The following is a 15809-nucleotide window of genomic DNA, read 5'->3' on the forward strand; positions in this document are numbered from 1 at the left end:
ATTGCAACAGCGGACGATGCCAATGATGCCAGCGCGTTTGTCTGGAAAGAGGTTCCCAACGGCGTCGTGTATGAACAAATCCCGTACCTGTGGCCGTTCAATGCACCGGATGCATGGAACCTGAATCTGGCGAAATTCAAAGCGCACGAGATGGGCCTGACCCTTACCGGCAAAAACCTGCAGGGTACGAATGCATCCCCCTTCCAGGGATACTGCCAGAAATGGGAGGCGATCGATTCGATGCAAAGGCTTGAAAAGGTTATCAATAAACCGGTTATCAATCCCAAGGTTCATGACATCGTCGACGTGAGCTTCAAACGGCATCAACGAACTATTCCCCGCTGGGACATTCCGGATTACCCGCAAAACGCTCCCGGATACATCAGTCTTTTGGGCGAGTACAATGTCCTCTGCATGGAATTGTGGGCGCACAGGACCATCGACAACCATGCGGCGTCCAACTTCGGGCTTCATGTCATCGAGGGCATTTACGGCCGTGACGGCGACTTCAACTGGGGTCCGAATCCCTTTGGCAACGAAAACATCAAACAACCCCTGGGCAGAGCCTGGGACTACATGACGAACATCGTCATATTCGGCAAAAACCCGTGGCTCGTCGATAGTATCGGCCATTGGCTCGGCGGTCATGAGCCGGGGAATTTCGGGTTGTTCCACATCGCGATGGAGCGCGGCAAGCTCACTATAATGAACCCGAGGAATATTCCGGTGTATGAATGGCAGGACGGTGGCGCGGTCCGCCGCCCGCTGACGAGCTTCACCCGTACGCCCCTGAAGACCTTTCACCTCCAGCGGTACCAACAGAATGAGCCGTTCTGGCATCTCTGCGACGAGCCGTTCGACTATAACAAGGTGAGCGAGAAGAAGCCCACCATTCCCGCCATGCCGACATCGCGAATACTCAACCAGCACTGTCCCGGCGCGAACAATCCGCAACTGGCCATCGAGTTTAGCGTTCCCGAAAGGGGAGGGGTGCTCGTGGAGATTCTCGACCAGAACGGCGGCAATATTGAAGTGATCTCGAACGCCATCTGTGAGCCAGGGTACCACATGGCGGCATGGAATACCGGCAAGTACGCATCAGGCAGTTATAAGTACCGCCTGCGGTTTAACGATTTCAACGAGGTAAGGGACCTCGTTCTGAAAAAAGGGTAAAGGGACAACGATTATTCCGAGTATTCTATTTGATAAGGTTAGTGATCGGATATAGATGCCGAAACGGTTTCATCGTTCCCGCGTAGCGGCAACAAGTTCGGCATGACACGTGTCATCCTGAACTCGTTTCAGGATCTAATTACGCAATCACACATGACCGGCGACTTCGAACGGGGACGCCGGTCATTTTTTTTCACTCAATGCCATCCCGCGCGTATTCGAGCAGATTCAGGAACAGTTTTTTTGTCACTGCTGCCTGCGGGATAGTCAGGGAGAGCTTCCCCATGAAATCCAGAGTGCTCAAGAAAATCTGCCCGTTCGCGTAAGGAATCCTCGTCAGTGCCGCAGTAATATTTTTGCTGCTCGGTGACGCACACCCGACAATAAGCTCTGCGCCAAGGTGATCCATGAAGATGCCGGTCATCGAGCGGGTGTGATAGAATTCCTGGTATTCCCAGTTCATCGCCTGGGATTTTGGCAGGCCCTGCATGAACCTGTTTTCGCCTACGAAGAACCGGCTGCCGCGCTGTGTGGAGATTCCGGAGAAGTTTATCGCGTTTCGTCCCAGAGTTTGCGCCCATGCTTCCGCCCCGCTGAACACGAATAAAGTGGCGCCATTCGTAACCATATTCATGATCTGGGTGTTCAGATTACGTCCTTCCGCATGGGGACCGAGGACGATATAGTCGTAATAATCCCCCGGCCCGGTCGCCTTGAACTCAGGCAGGGCGATGCCGCGTGTCTTTTTAAGGAAGGTATTTATGGCGCCCGATGAATCGATCACCGCCCACCGTCCATGCAGCCCCGGGCCGTTCATGTAATCGACGACGAAGATGTCGTCAAAGCCATCCGCCTTGACCTCGTCCCCCTTCAGTATACGAGCCTTGAGGTTGTAGTACCCGGGTTTAGAAAACACGGGCAGCTGGACGCCTTCGACGAGCAGTTGACCGAACCGGGCGCCGCCGATGATGTTCACCTCGTAATTCTTCGCGAAAATGACCACGCCTTCAGGGTCGTACAGTTTGGCTTCGAGTGTGTGCTTGCCTTTGAGGTCCTTCTCGTTCACAATAAACAGGTCGGCGATTGCCGTATCGCCGAGAGGATGAACCTTGCTGCGGATTTTCACCGCCACATAGAGAGGCTGGGTGTAGTGGGCGAAAATGGCCGGGTCCGCCACCGGGTTGCGGTACATATCGACCATATCGGTTCGGTCTGAGCCGGCAGCCCACGAGTTGATATTTATCCCGTCGATTTTATTCCCGGTACGGCAGTTTTCGATAAGGCGGCCGTGGTAGTAAAACACGTTTACACCCAGGGCCAGGGTCAGATCGTCGACGGTGGGGAAGAACTTCCTGAACCCGCTCCGGTCGAGGAAACGGTCATATTCGTTGTACCAGTCGATGTGCTCCTGCTCTCGCCAGCCGGTTGCGCCCGTTTTATCGAGCTCTTCCCTGATCTTCTGGAGGCGCGCCATGCTCGAGAAATCCCCTTCTTCCCCCAGATAAAGAATCTCATCCTTGTTCAACTGCGGAAGTGAGTCCGTGTTTGTCTCAACGAGCGTGCCGCGAAGATAGAACTGCGGATTTTTATAATACTGATCGAGGTATCCTGCAAAAGGCACCCAATGGTGCTGATTCCACCAGCCATAATATTTGAGCTCGGTTTCGCCAGGCCGCATATGCATTTTGAACGGGTCGGACGCATCGTTGAGAACGCTACGCTTCCTGGGATCGCAGTCGCTGTTGTAGGTGATGAGACGGACAGGATCGATTTCATGGATCATTTTCATGTTGTTTTTGTCATCGTCGCTTGGAGGAACCCTTGTCTCGCATTTCATCACATAGATGATGAGCGACGGCTGGGAACGGTCCCGCATGGCCATACGGCGTGCTTTCTCGCGGCGCCAGACCATGGCCTGTTCGTCGGGATCATCGTTGCACCGGTATCCGCCTATTTCCTCGTACGAGACCATGCCTATCTCGTCACATGCCTCGATAAGCTCCGGCCGGCCTATCGCCTGGTTCATCAGGCACATGTTAAAACCCATCTCCCGGAGGAGATTCATGTTCTTTTTAAGCATATCAGGTGTGGGAAACATGCCATTCTTCGGCCAGAAACCGCGGTTCATCGGAGACAGAATGAAGATTCGCCTGTCATTCATGAAAAACATCTCGTCCCCGTCGACCTTATTTATTGAAAACCAGCGGAACCCGAATCGCTGTTCTTCCGAATCGGCAATCTGTTTGTCAGCGCTGGTGAAAGTCGCTTTCGCCACATAAAGATGGGGGTCGCGATGATACCAGAGCTTCGCATTCGGAACACTTGCGGGCAAGGATACTACTGCGCCGCCTGCCGGAACGGTTGCCGGTACGGTTTTCTGCCATACCACAGAATACGGGTCCTGCCATTCGCGGATCTCTAAGTTTATCTGGCCGATTTGTTCACGGCCGGTTGAGTTGTTCAGCGTCACAAACGCTTCAACATCCGTAAATTTCGGTTTGTTTTGCATGTACAGATCATCGATGCTCACTGCATCGGCGGCTCTGAGGGTCACCTTGCCGGTGATGCCGCCGAATCCGTGGGTGGCGGGCACCCTGTTTTTCCCCCAGGGATACCAGTCATTATTGCTCCAGTCGAAATTTCCCACAGGATCGGTGATTCGGACATCGAGCCTGTTTTGACCACCGAAGTTCACTGCCCCGGTGATGTCGAGCGCAAAGGGGGAATTGCCGATCACATCATATCCCATCAGCTTCCGGTTCACGAAAACCTCGGCTCGGAGGACTACACTGTCAAATTTGAGTGTGATGATCTTGCCCGAGAGCGTCGGATCGAGGGTAAAGGTGGTGCTCCACCACGAGACCCCGCGGTAATCGCCTGCATTTCCGACAGGATTACCATTGTCTGCCCAGCGATACTCCTCGACAGTCCCGGGGACAGATGCTTTATCGCCTTTTAAAGAGAGTAAATCCCAGCCGCAGGTAGGCGGATTGACCGGAACTTTGCTCATGTCCACAGGGGGCATGAAAAGGCTGTCGTTCATCCAATCGGCCTTCTTGTCAAGCCAAAGCCGCCACTTGTCTCCGGAGAGATCCATGACCACACTTCCGGGAGTTCCGCTAGCCGCGCCGGTAAACAGCGTAAAGACGAGCAGGGAGAAAAGAACACTGCGATTCAGGTACGTACGAGCCATATACAATCCTTTCCTGTCTTATTCCACGGCAGAGGCGTGACGGCCCGCTCTGGGGTCGCCTGCGGCGTACATCATCCCGGTTTTAAGATCCAGGTAAATCATGACCGGGTTGGCGATAGACCCCTTATTGATATCGATAACATGTCCCCGGGCGGCCAGCTCTGTCCGCACCGATTCACCGATGCCCTCGTTCAGCGTAAGTCCCAATTTCATCGATGAGTGATACCCAAAGGTTTTTGTACGGTCGGGGTCCGGGTTGAACGAATCTTCATAAAGCCCCGTGTAGAACCGGGGAGTAGTGACCGCATCCTTTGGCATCATACCGAACTCGACGAAGTTGAGGAAGCAGTTGAGCGTTGTCTGTTCCTGAAAATCGCCGCCTGCGACACTTATGGCCAGGTACCCCCTGCCGTCCTTGAGCACTATCGTGGGCGTCAGGGTGATCCGGGGCCGTTTTCCGGGTTCGATACGGTTCGGGTGGCCGGGTGAGGTATTCAGGCTGCTCAGCCTGGTGCTGAACGAGAGACCCAATGAGTCAAAGAGAGTGTAGGGACCATTGGCGCTTGGGGTGGCGGCCACCATGTTGCCCCAGCGGTCGACTACAGTGCAGGTCGTTGTACCGCCTTTCCATGGGGTATAAACGCCGCCTTCCTTAAGGGATTTCATGTTGACAGGATCGCCCGGACGAACCACCTGGGAGGCTTTGGTCATATCGATCAGGGGGCGCCGGAGCGCGGTGTACCGATCGGAAAGCAGCGCCTTTAAGGGAACTTTCACAAAGCGCGGGTCGCCGTAGTACATGTCACGGTCGGCGAATCCCAGTTTCATAGCCTCGGTCAGCACATGGATGTAATCTGCGGACAGGCGCCCCATCTTTTGAAGATCAAAGCCCTCCAAAAGGCGAAGCGTCTGGCAGAGGGACGGTCCCTGAGTCCATGTATCACACTTGCAAACCGTATATCCACGGTATTTCACTGTGACCGGATCCTCTATACGGGTCTCGAAGGCGGCGAGATCCGCTTTACGAAGAAATCCTCCGCTTTCTATGAAAAAGGCCTCCATTTCATCGGCAATATCCCCTTTATAAAAACGATCCCTGGCGGCCTGCAATTTCTCGATCCGGGTGCCTGATTTGGATCGTTCTGTTTCAATGAGTTTTCTGATCGTCACCGCCAGCTTCGGATACCATTCTTTACCACCCCCGGCATCGAGTATCGCCAGGGCCGGTCTCGCTGCCTGTTCAAAGCTTATTGTTCCGTAAAGCTGCAATGCTTTAAAGAACAGGCTCACCGCCCCGGGAACGGGCGCCTGCTTAATGCCCCCCTTGCTGGGGATGCCATTCTGGTAATACCAGTCAATGGCTTTAGGGTCAAGCGGTGCGCACCCCTGTCCGCACAACACCTTCACTTCGCCTTTCCTGGCGTTATAGATTATAAACGGGACTTCACCGCCGATACAGAACGAGCCGTAATCCGTGATACTCAGGGCCAGAAGCGTAGCGACCGCGGCGTCCGCGGCATTGCCGCCCTGATTGAGTATTGATATACCCGCCGCCACCGCTTCGCCCCTTCCGGCTGCAACTGCGCCGCCCTTGCCGGATGAATTCCAGCCGATTTCCTGCGCTCCCGCCCAGTGAAATACTAACAATGTCAAAACAAACATGATAAAAAATTGCATTGAGCGCATAAAATACCTCTACTTGAGAAGAATCATTTTCATGGTTTTGGAGAAGCCTCCGCACTTGACTGTGTAGAAATACGCTCCGGCTGAGAACCGGGAGGCATTCCATGTCACGGAATGAGATCCTGCGCTCAGAACGGTATTAACCACATTGTCGACCTTCTGTCCTGCCGCATTATAGATATCGACAGTCACTTTTCCGGCGTTGACCAGAGTGAAGCTGATTGATGTGAAGGGATTAAACGGATTCGGAGTGTTCTGCTCCACTGCGAAGGCAGGGGGAAAAGCTACCTTCACTGCGGTTCTGGAAGAGATCAAACCGCTGACTGAGTCTTGCGCAATAAACCAGAATCCGGTTGGGATAGCGGAAGCGGCGCCGGTCTGAGAAGTATATATCCCGTCATAGGGAGATCCATAATCGATAATATCGGTCCCATATTTCTGACTGGCGGTTTCAGCGGCGTAAGCTTTGTAGGCAACGCCGGTGCCGTCCGGTGCATACAAACCAAAGGATAGAGCGCCCATATCGTAACACGGGAAGATCACAAAACCCTGATCGTCCATGGAAGTGGTATACTTGTAGGGACCGACTTTTTCGTCGTTGCATACCCAGGGTTTCTTGGAGGTGGGTTCCCAGTTACGGTCTCCGATATAGTCGCCGTTACGGTTTATCCATAGCACAGCATCATCGGTGGTATCGGCGTACGGGTTCATCAGGGAGTTGATGCAGGTAGTATGGCAGCCCAGGGCAATGAGCCCATTTCGATAGGATATTTCGGTAGGTCCGCCGCTGTACTGGCCGCCAACATTCGGGTCGCCTTCAGTCGGATTGACCCACCATTTGGAGATGTCGAACTTTTTAACATCAGAACCATCCAAAGCTTCAATAACGATAAGCTGTGATCCCCTGCCGACGCCGGAAATATCGGCGTTCACCAGGAACAGATAGTCTTTCAGGTCGCTGACCACCCCGGGACCGAAATTCCAGCCGCTCGGCCATGCGCCGGAATAGGCGTATTCTCCGTTACTACCCCAATTGGCATCAAGAAATGCAGCGCCATTGGGAACCCAGGTGAATTTTCTGGTAATCTTAAGACCTGCCCATTTGAGAGTATCATGGAAGAATTTTGTCTGATCGTTCGGCAGGAACGCCAGGCCGCCTACATCACCATATCCCAGATCATTGCAGGTTTCCAGAAGAGTGGCGTCATCCGGATCGTTTCCGACAACCCACCTTTTAAGGGTATGGATAAAAGCCGTGGTAGAAGTCCCACGGTTACTGTCGCTCATATACAAAACCGGCCTGGTCTGCGCCTGCCCGCGGGAATCCTTTTCAAGAACGGTTCTATATCCCCATGGGTTGGGAGTTAAATACTGGGTCATTTTGATCTTGGGGCTTTTATAGTCATATCCGAACATGTAATAGGTATAATCTCCGGAAGGAACGAGGGCGCCGTCTTTGTCCCTGCCGTTCCAGGTAATGGTATTTGAACCTAAGCCCATGAAATTGGACGGAGTCATGAAAACGCAGGTATCGATTTTGTTTACATAGTGCCAGCCAAGATAACCGTTCATGACTTTGGAAATATTTGGTCCCTTATCCCTGGTTAGAATCAGGAAACTGACATCCGCCGGTGTTCCTGTAACCATCACCGGTATATTTAATGTTGAACCGTCAAATTCGTACTGAATGACGGGACTTACGGTCAGCTTCAAAACCGTCGGCTGGAAGGGCACTGGGAAAGCAGACGCTGCTGCAACAGAGAATAATACTACAGAAAAAACTATTTTCCTCATGAGATACTTTCGCAGACATATGCATTGACGGTAATAAAATCCTGCCGGTTGTCACTGCGCCGGTTCGTAGGCGGCTGAGACGTCCGAGATTAGCGTCTTACCCAGCTTGGCCGCTCCCTCGGGGTAGTAGCTGGCAGTGGTCTGGTGGGAAATTGCTCTGGCCCCGCCCACTTTAATCTTCCCGGTCCACAGCACGTTGTTCTCCCTGAGCAGGCAGCCCTCGACCCTGTAGACATAAACCCCTGCGGGTACCGGCTTGCCCGCCGCGTCCTTCAAATCCCACACCACGGACAGCTTTCCTGACTGGGGTGTGGCGCTGCTCATGGCGTCGACATCCTCTTTCGGGAGGTTCTTTACGTCCGCCGCCTTGACCCAGGTAACAAGGGACTGCTGCCGTGCCTTCCACCCCTGCCTGCGGGCCGTATAGTTTGTCACGAAGAGCGTCCTTATATACTTGCCGGCCTCGTCCTCTATCCATACTGCGAACTGGTTGCTTGCGCTTCCGCTGATCCGGGTCAGCGTGTAGTTGACAGTCACCTTGCCCGTGGCCGCCGCTTTGATTTTAACAGCCGCAGTACAACCAAGAACCAGGATAAGGCACAAGGCCGCGAAAGTCGCCTTTCGCAGCAACCGCACACCATTCCACAAATAATTAAACATTCGCCACCCTCGTTTTGTAAGGAGTACATTGGTATGAAAAAACACATCCCTCTATTCCAGTTGTCAAGATTATATTACTACTTCCTAATTCTTCAAGCAAGTATTTTTTACCCATAAAGAGATTTAACCTTGATCGGGTGTTTTTTTTCTACCATATTATCCTTTTTTATATGTATATTATACTATATTTATCAAGAACCGGGAACTAAATCAATAATAGTTATGTGAGAAGCAAATGACTATCAGAGCCTATGCAGAGGCAGATCATGGGATACTGAACGAGATCACCGCGGTGTGCTATAACGGTGTCTCGATAGATCAGAATATCGAGAAGCTCTTCGGCCGCATTGCAGGAAAAGACTGGACTTGCCGCAAGCAACGGCAGTTAGACGAGGACATCAGCGCTCATCCCGACGGCATCTTCGTTGCGGAGATTGACCACAGAGTCGTCGGATATATCAGCACACGCATCGACCACGCGACAAAGATAGGCCGTATTCTGAACTTTGCGGTTCTGCCTGCCCAACAGAAAAGGGGGATCGGCAAGGCATTGATGGATCGTGCCATTGCGCATCTCAAGAGCGAAGGCATGGAATATGTCCGAATCGAAACACTTGATCAGAACGCGGCGGGCAAACATTTCTATCCCAAGCTTGGCTTCAGTGAAGTGGCAAGACAGATACATTATATTAGAAGAACAGATAGCACATAACCAGAGACGGACGGCGGCAAATCCGTTCTTGCCGCGGAGTTGAAATTGCGGCCTGACCAGCGTGTGCTCTTCGACCAGACAATAGGGTATCCGATGAACGGTTAGACGAAAGCTGATAATGCCGATGCTCTACTCTCAGGCAATAGGAGGGAATCCATTCCGCTGACACGGAATATATAGATGCCGAAACAAGTTCGGCATGACACGTGTCATCCTGAACTCGTTGCCGCTTCGCGGGAACGATAAAACCGTTTCAGGATCTAAGCAACATGCGCCCTCTCCTTCACGCTCTTTTCAACGATCGAGCGGAGTTCCTTACGGATGTGATCGGACAGCGGTTCAGGAGTATGATTTTTGAGGATGGAAAGGGTCTTCTCCCGTATTCGATCCCCCATGCTCTTTTTCCCTTCATGCACCCACTGGGCGTAAGCGCCCCGGTGCATGAGCGTGGGGTGCCAGTGCTCGCTTTTGAAGTATTTCAGGGTATGATCCTCGGTAAGGAAATGTCCCGCCGGGCCGACCCTGCCGATAACCTCCCTTGCAACTGTATCATCATCCACACGGATTCCCCGGAGCACCCTCTTCACCATGCCGATGATTTCATCGGTCATCACCAGCATTTCGAGAGACCCCATCATTGCGCTGTCGAGGAATCCGGGGTCATGAACGAGGTTGAGACCGGAAAGGCCGTTCATGAGGCAGGAAAACGTTGATTCGATGGCGGCCTGTTCGTCCGGAACCTTCGCATCGCTGCACCCTGCTGTACCCCAGGTAGGAAGACCGTAATAATGCGCCATATCGGCATACCCCGCCAGAAGCAGGCTCATTTCCGGGGCGCCGTACGAAATGTTCCCTGTGGCCATGTCCATGATGGTGAGCACGCCGCCGATGACAAAAGGCACGCCTCTCCGGGTGAGCTGCGCCATCACAAGGCCGCTCAGGCACTCGGCGTTCGCCTGGGTAAGAAGCCCCGCCATGGTCGCAGGAGCAGTGGCTCCCGACAGCGGGCACGGGGTGTAGACGATGGGCAGACCAACTTCGGCGGACCAGAGCAGCTTTTCCACCGCTTCCCTGACATGGAACAGCGGGGAAGCCGGCTCCGGGTAGGAGATAATGAACGGTTTTTCGATGAGGGCTTCACGGCTTCCTGCAATTACAGAGGCCATCTCGATGACATCTTTAAGCCCGCGCAGATCGCTCGTGATGAACACAACCGGCTTCACCGTATTGTTCACCGCCGCCTCGAATTCGTGGACATCCGCCGCCTGTGCGGGTACATCCTGCACCGAGCCGAGGGGCATGATCCAGTCGTATCCGGTAAGGCAGTCGCAGACCTTCGCCGCGTCGCGAATATCCTGAACACGGGTGGGCCGCCGCTCGCCGGTAAGAATGTCGCGGAAATTCGGGTTCGTGACCCCTGTGCCGTAATACACTCTCCTGTGTCCCACACGGAGCGGATTCTCGCCTTTCCGGTTATAAAAAAGAAAGCTTTCCGGCGCGGATCGTATAGCTTCCCCGACGATATGCGGAGGTATGCGGACGGTATCCCCCGATACCTTGCACCCGGCGTCGGCAAGCAGGCGCAGACCCTTGTCGCTTGATACCCTGACCCCCGTTTTTTCCAGAACCTCAAGGGTCCCGGCGTGAATCTCTTTTATTTCATCTTCAGTGAGGATGTTGAAACGAACCGACTCGCTCATGGGTGTGTCCCCCGGTTTTCAAATTCATAGCGGTTCGATTGATGGTAAGTTTTCATATTGCATTCATATAAAAGTTATCGCTGAAAAGCGAGAATTTTTCTCAGGTTCGGCTATTACTTGTATTTATCTACAATAGTAACAATCTGATCAAGGGTATTTTTTATCCTCCCAGTAAGTTTGTCCCGTTCTTTTTTCTTTAGCCACCGATTCCTTGCTCCTCCTCTCTCATCATATGGATGGGAACCAGGAAGTTGGTTCCGGCGATTATGGAATTCGCGAAGCTGATCTGCTTCAGCGGGGTATTGTTTGTCGAATGGTGTGCCAATCGCAATCAGGCAACCATATTTAACCATTTTTTTCCCATTGACAAGTTTCGAATGCCCTGGCAGACCTTTTGCTCTAAGGAATAAAAATAATTGACGTATAGTTATGTCATTGAAGCTGTCTTGTAAAGCCAGCCATTCCGAATATGACCCGGGATAACGTGCTTTCGCTTCGATAAGGATTTGCAGCGCATGTTCATACTCGGACCCTAAGAGTAGACGCCAGATCGGAACGTTTGCACATTCGTAAAGAGTGAAAAGGCTCTCTGCAATCCAGTCGGTTTGGATTCTGCGACGTCGACGAATCACTCCAAGGGCGTGGAGCGAGTTTCTACAAATCAAGGGAACATCTTGTTGACGAAGCCCCAGTGAACTAATTGAAATGTTACGCCTTTGTAATTCTCTCGCTCCTGCAAGTTGCTCTTCAATTGTTCCATTAAGCAAGTCTATCACTTGACCACCACAAATAAACTCATTGTCAAGAAAAATAGGAGCAAGCAATGCTCGACTCATAGCTAATTCCGCCGTCAGACGTCTTCCCAATTTTGAGAGTTTTTCTGCTTCGCATCGTATCAAAAAATGCATCACACCCCAGGAGAGAGCTAAACAGCACTTACGCTTCTTTGCGTCCTGACGCGCCAAAGGTAAAGCTTTCTGCAATTCATCCCGCTCCCCTATGCGAGTAATTACATGCCAAAGTTCGCCACGAACGTATGAGTAGGGCAACCCGCTTTCCAAATATTTTAAAATTGCATTGGTGATGCTGCGCCGTCGGTCAAAATTGGCGAAATAGGCGATAAAAGCGTCGATATGCTCCGGATGCCTAGGTAACAGCATCAGCACTGTTTTTAGAAACTTACTGTCAGCAGGTGCTCGGTACATGACATAACGAAACCGTGACTTATCTTTAACCTTTAACGGTTTACCTCCTATTGCAGACTTGAGAATCGTTTGAGCTTCTGATGCATACATTTCTACCTCAAAAGCATTCTTTCCGTCAGATGGTGCGATACTTGGCAAAGCTCCCATTGCGTCTTGAGGTGACTTAAGTTTTCTTAATTCAAATTTCTGACTTTGAGGGATTAGGCCACGATGGCGGCATTGTTGCTCCAACATAATAGCTATCTGGAGTACTTCGTTTTCAGTTTTACCAAAAAGACGGATATCATCAACATACCGTAGATATGTATAACCACCCTTATGTAGCTCAATGTCAATAGGAAGGAAAAACGCTTCGGCAAGGAAATCTGATGCTATTGGACCTTGAGGTATGCCGTGACCAGTCATTGCAGAACTATCGGCTGCTGACCATTTTTGGAACCACTCGCTCACAATATTCCATGTTTCCGGGTGAGGATTACGTGGAGACACAATCCGTATTAAAAGATCGTGGGAAATCGTATCGTAATAAGCCGAAAGGTCGAGATGGGCTGCCCATCGATAACCCTTATTGAAATATTCTACACACTTTTCCTGAAAAGCCCTATAAGTGATTTGCCAACGTTCAGTAAAGAAAATAGAATCACCGGGTTGAGCGAGCTTATTACTAAAAACAGTTTTATTCTCAACACGCTTACGTTTTTTGCATAACTTTCGCGCAAAAACATTTGCAATAGCTTGAAGGAGAATCTGGTCCTCAATGCCAAGAAGTGATATCGGGCGCTGGAGTCCGGATGGTTTCGGGAGATAGATTCGAACAGAATGATTTGGTTTCCATACCTTAGCAATCAGCTTCTTGTGCAAATCGCTAAGATTTTCATCTGCAGCACTCTCGTAAACAAGGTAAAGCTCGCGAAAAAATCGCTTATATTGGAGGTTCCGGCCAGTATTTATTCGCCTCCATGCAAGTTTGAGGTTCTTTATTGATACAAGAGATTCCCAACGCATCACATTTCCATTCAGATATTACTCAATTCAAACACTTTCGCCTGACCTTCCATTTCCTCTAGTGACATGTCAAGATTGACATAATACTATCGCAAACATTCCGCCTAAAACCGCTCCAACAAGGGTTTGCCATTTCTCGAGAATCAAAATCGTTTCTGGCATGATAGGGTAATCCTGAGACATCGAATGGTTTTTAACTCACTCAGCCCTCATTTCACTCCAAACAGGAATACATTAATAGCCGCACGGCATAATGGTCATGTCAGTCTGCAGCGCGTTATCAGGCGGAAATGACCTCTCTCTATACGGCTCAAGAATGTGTGGCCTTGTCAAGCGTCTGCTCCAACTCGGCGCGGCTTATCGTCTTTTGTTCGCGTCGGTCGGTTATCAGTCGCCAGAATTTGTCACTGCTTCCCAACTGTAGCTGCTCGGTATCCAATCCCTCGACACCCACGATTAATGCAATCGGCTTGCCGTCACGCATGATGACCACGCGCTCATGTTGAGCCTCTTGGACGCAGACATCCATTGTGGCCTGCGAAAGGTTCACGATTTTCATATAATTTCCTCCGTCGTTTTATGCGGCGGCTTGCGCCTAATCGCACGAATACTCACGATCGCCTGCTCCTCATCAACATCATAAAACACACGAAACACCCCGATTCGCAACTCCCAAACTGTTTCAATATGGCCCCAGGGGGGCACCAATCCGATTATCATCTTTTTATGCCGGGTAGGTTTGGCGGGTTGATAAGTCAGTTGCGCTTCGATGCGATCCAAAAGACACGACCGTTCGTATGCCCGTAGCTGGGCTAAATCCTCTTTGACACTTTCAGCATATTCGATTCTCATCCCTTTTGCCATACGGTTCTGTAGACCTCACAGATAATCAAATATAAATCAACATTCGATCTGCACAATTAATCCACCAGCGCGAGTGTACGTTCCAATATCTTTCCGCTCATTAAAGGTATTGTTCCATAAAAATACATCATATAGCGGCATCCTGCAATATGACAATAAACACGAGTTTTGGTACCAGCAGATATTTCTTCTAGTCCGCTCTCTCATATAATTGATTTCTTTATTGACAGTTCTGCACCATGGGGTGTCATGCCCGTCAGCATGACACCCCTCTCTTTTACGTTTTTCAGAACTCTTTTATTATACCGCGGCATCCCTAATTTTATGTATCTCCTTCACCATGCCTTCCGGCAGTTGTTCGGGCGTGTGTTCTTTGAGGATTCTTTTTACTTCCTCGTTGAGCCGGACGCCGAGCGTTTTTTCTCCCTCTCGATGCCAGGTGTCGAACCGCCGCCGGTCCATGAGATGGGGAAGCCAGAATTCCTTCCGGAAATTGAACGCCGTGTGCTCCTCGGCGATAAAGTGGCCGCCGGGACCGACTTTATCGATGAGGTCCAGCGCGAGCGTTTCGGGGGTCACCTGGATTCCCCGCATGATGCGCCGCACCATGTCGACGATCTCGTTTGTGAGGACGATCAGCTCGAGTGAGCCGGTGAGCGCCGATTCGAGGAATCCGATATCGTGCACCAGGTTGGAGCCGGAGAGCGCCGACATGAGGGTCGAAATTGACGCTTCCACTGCTGCCTGCTCATCCAGAACCTTTGAATCGCTGCAACCCGCAGTCCCGAATACCGGGAGACGGTAGAAATGCGCGATATCGGCCATCGCTGCGCTCAAAAGGTCAAGTTCGGGCGCGCCGTACGAGAGAACCGCATCCCTCATGTCCAGGATGGAAATCACCCCGCCGGTGATGAAAGGCGCACCGGGTTTTTTCAACTGGTGGATGACCAGCCCGCTCAGGCATTCCGCATTCCCGAGGGCAAGCACACCCGCCATGGTGACCGGAGCGGTCGCTCCCGACATGGGGCAGGGGGTGTAGACGACCGGGATTTCTTTTTCCGCGGCGAGCAGCAGTTTTCTCAGGGCCGTCCCGACATGCTTGAGCGGCGAGACCGGCTCCGCATAGAGGCAGATGAAAGGGTTCTTTCTCAGGTTTTCTTCGCTTCCGGCGACCAGGGAGGACATTTCGATGATGCCGTTCATACCCGCACGGTCATGAGCGGTGAAAACTATAGGCTTGGTATTGTTGAGAAGCATCGCCTCGAACTGGTGCTTGTCCGAAATTTCCCAGGGCGCATCGGAGACCAGCCCCAAGCTCATGATAAAGTCGATATTCGGGAGCCAGTCGCAGAGACGGGCCGCCGCAGCTATGTCTTCCCTGACCATGCGCCGCTTTTCCCTGGTAAAGGGATCGATAATATTCGGACAGTCCGAACCGGTGCCGAACCAGCTTTTGCAACCTTCAAGATGCACCTTCCGCGAACCGTCCCGCCCGCAGAGAGTGACCCGTTTCGGAGCTGTGACCAGCGCCTTTTCCACCAGCCAAGAGGGTATCCGCACTCTGCCGTCAGGCTCCACCCTCCCTCCGGCATCACCCAGGAGGGAGCGCGATTCCTCTTCGAGAACGAGAACTCCGGTCCTTTCCAGAATCTCGAGGCTCGCGCTGTGAATTTCCTCTATCTGATTATCAGAAAGAATCCTGAACTGCGGTGTTTCGAAAGCGAAGGAATTGCTTTTCATGTTCGCGCTCCTTATTGTAACAAAAATCGATATTTTTACCTGACATTTGATCCTTTTGCAAAAGTCGATATTTGAAGCAG

The 15809-nt window shown here is 51.6% G+C and carries 11 protein-coding genes; 2 read left to right on the top strand and 9 right to left on the bottom strand.

Annotation, left to right across the window (positions count from 1 at the left end):
- Positions 1-1173: hypothetical protein (locus Q8O92_14085; protein ID MDP2984443.1), on the top strand; the 1173-nt coding region annotated here is incomplete at its 5' end.
- Between the two features lie 193 nt (positions 1174-1366).
- On the opposite strand, the gene Q8O92_14090 is transcribed toward Q8O92_14085, so the two are convergent.
- From Q8O92_14090 to Q8O92_14105, 4 genes are read right to left on the bottom strand one after another with little or no spacing between them, the layout of a single operon-like run.
- Positions 1367-4366, bottom strand: a complete 3000-nt coding sequence (locus tag Q8O92_14090; GenBank protein MDP2984444.1) for a glycoside hydrolase family 2 TIM barrel-domain containing protein — start codon at positions 4364-4366, stop codon at positions 1367-1369.
- An 18-nt stretch (positions 4367-4384) separates the two neighbouring features.
- Positions 4385-6052 carry a gamma-glutamyltransferase gene (locus Q8O92_14095; protein ID MDP2984445.1) on the bottom strand — a complete coding sequence of 556 codons (1668 nt, stop codon included), beginning with the start codon at positions 6050-6052 and terminating at the stop codon, positions 4385-4387.
- A gap of 9 nt (positions 6053-6061) precedes the next feature.
- A complete protein-coding gene (locus Q8O92_14100; protein MDP2984446.1) occupies positions 6062-7843 on the bottom strand; it encodes a FlgD immunoglobulin-like domain containing protein in 1782 nt (593 codons plus the stop codon).
- Between the two features lie 51 nt (positions 7844-7894).
- Complete coding sequence (locus Q8O92_14105) at positions 7895-8446, bottom strand: DUF2271 domain-containing protein (GenBank protein MDP2984447.1); 552 nt, start codon at positions 8444-8446, stop codon at positions 7895-7897.
- A 292-nt stretch (positions 8447-8738) separates the two neighbouring features.
- Between Q8O92_14105 and Q8O92_14110 the strand changes: the two genes are divergently transcribed.
- The gene (locus tag Q8O92_14110; protein ID MDP2984448.1) at positions 8739-9215 is read left to right on the top strand and encodes a GNAT family N-acetyltransferase; all 477 of its coding nucleotides are present in this window, start codon (positions 8739-8741) and stop codon (positions 9213-9215) included.
- Positions 9216-9475: 260 nt separating this feature from the next.
- Here the strand turns inward: Q8O92_14110 and Q8O92_14115 are convergent, their stop codons facing one another.
- The 5 genes from Q8O92_14115 to Q8O92_14135 all read right to left on the bottom strand — a co-directional run bounded on the left by Q8O92_14115 (position 9476) and on the right by Q8O92_14135 (position 15729).
- A complete protein-coding gene (locus Q8O92_14115; protein ID MDP2984449.1) occupies positions 9476-10915 on the bottom strand; it encodes a trimethylamine methyltransferase family protein in 1440 nt (479 codons plus the stop codon).
- Positions 10916-11028: 113 nt separating this feature from the next.
- Positions 11029-13125, bottom strand: coding sequence for an RNA-directed DNA polymerase (locus Q8O92_14120; GenBank protein MDP2984450.1), 2097 nt, complete (start codon positions 13123-13125; stop codon positions 11029-11031).
- Between the two features lie 310 nt (positions 13126-13435).
- The gene (locus Q8O92_14125) at positions 13436-13684 is read right to left on the bottom strand and encodes a hypothetical protein (GenBank protein MDP2984451.1); all 249 of its coding nucleotides are present in this window, start codon (positions 13682-13684) and stop codon (positions 13436-13438) included.
- Positions 13681-13989, bottom strand: a complete 309-nt coding sequence (locus tag Q8O92_14130; GenBank protein MDP2984452.1) for a type II toxin-antitoxin system RelE/ParE family toxin — start codon at positions 13987-13989, stop codon at positions 13681-13683. The genes Q8O92_14125 and Q8O92_14130 overlap by 4 nt, the downstream gene beginning before the upstream one ends.
- A 300-nt stretch (positions 13990-14289) precedes the next feature.
- Positions 14290-15729, bottom strand: coding sequence for a trimethylamine methyltransferase family protein (locus Q8O92_14135; protein ID MDP2984453.1), 1440 nt, complete (start codon positions 15727-15729; stop codon positions 14290-14292).
- Between the last annotated feature and the right edge of the window lie 80 nt (positions 15730-15809).

The sequence above is a fragment of the Candidatus Latescibacter sp. genome (assembly GCA_030692375.1).
Taxonomy (GTDB): domain Bacteria; phylum Latescibacterota; class Latescibacteria; order Latescibacterales; family Latescibacteraceae; genus JAUYCD01.

Excerpts from the sequence above, each read along its gene's own strand:
- Q8O92_14090 (MDP2984444.1), bottom strand. The coding sequence starts at position 4,366 with ATGGCTCGTACGTACCTGAATCGCAGTGTTCTTTTCTCCCTGCTCGTC.
- Q8O92_14095 (MDP2984445.1), bottom strand. The coding sequence starts at position 6,052 with ATGCGCTCAATGCAATTTTTTATCATGTTTGTTTTGACATTGTTAGTA.
- Q8O92_14100 (MDP2984446.1), bottom strand. The coding sequence starts at position 7,843 with ATGAGGAAAATAGTTTTTTCTGTAGTATTATTCTCTGTTGCAGCAGCG.
- Q8O92_14110 (MDP2984448.1), top strand. The coding sequence starts at position 8,739 with ATGACTATCAGAGCCTATGCAGAGGCAGATCATGGGATACTGAACGAG.
- Q8O92_14115 (MDP2984449.1), bottom strand. The coding sequence starts at position 10,915 with ATGAGCGAGTCGGTTCGTTTCAACATCCTCACTGAAGATGAAATAAAA.
- Q8O92_14120 (MDP2984450.1), bottom strand. The coding sequence starts at position 13,125 with ATGCGTTGGGAATCTCTTGTATCAATAAAGAACCTCAAACTTGCATGG.
- Q8O92_14125 (MDP2984451.1), bottom strand. The coding sequence starts at position 13,684 with ATGAAAATCGTGAACCTTTCGCAGGCCACAATGGATGTCTGCGTCCAA.
- Q8O92_14130 (MDP2984452.1), bottom strand. The coding sequence starts at position 13,989 with ATGGCAAAAGGGATGAGAATCGAATATGCTGAAAGTGTCAAAGAGGAT.
- Q8O92_14135 (MDP2984453.1), bottom strand. The coding sequence starts at position 15,729 with ATGAAAAGCAATTCCTTCGCTTTCGAAACACCGCAGTTCAGGATTCTT.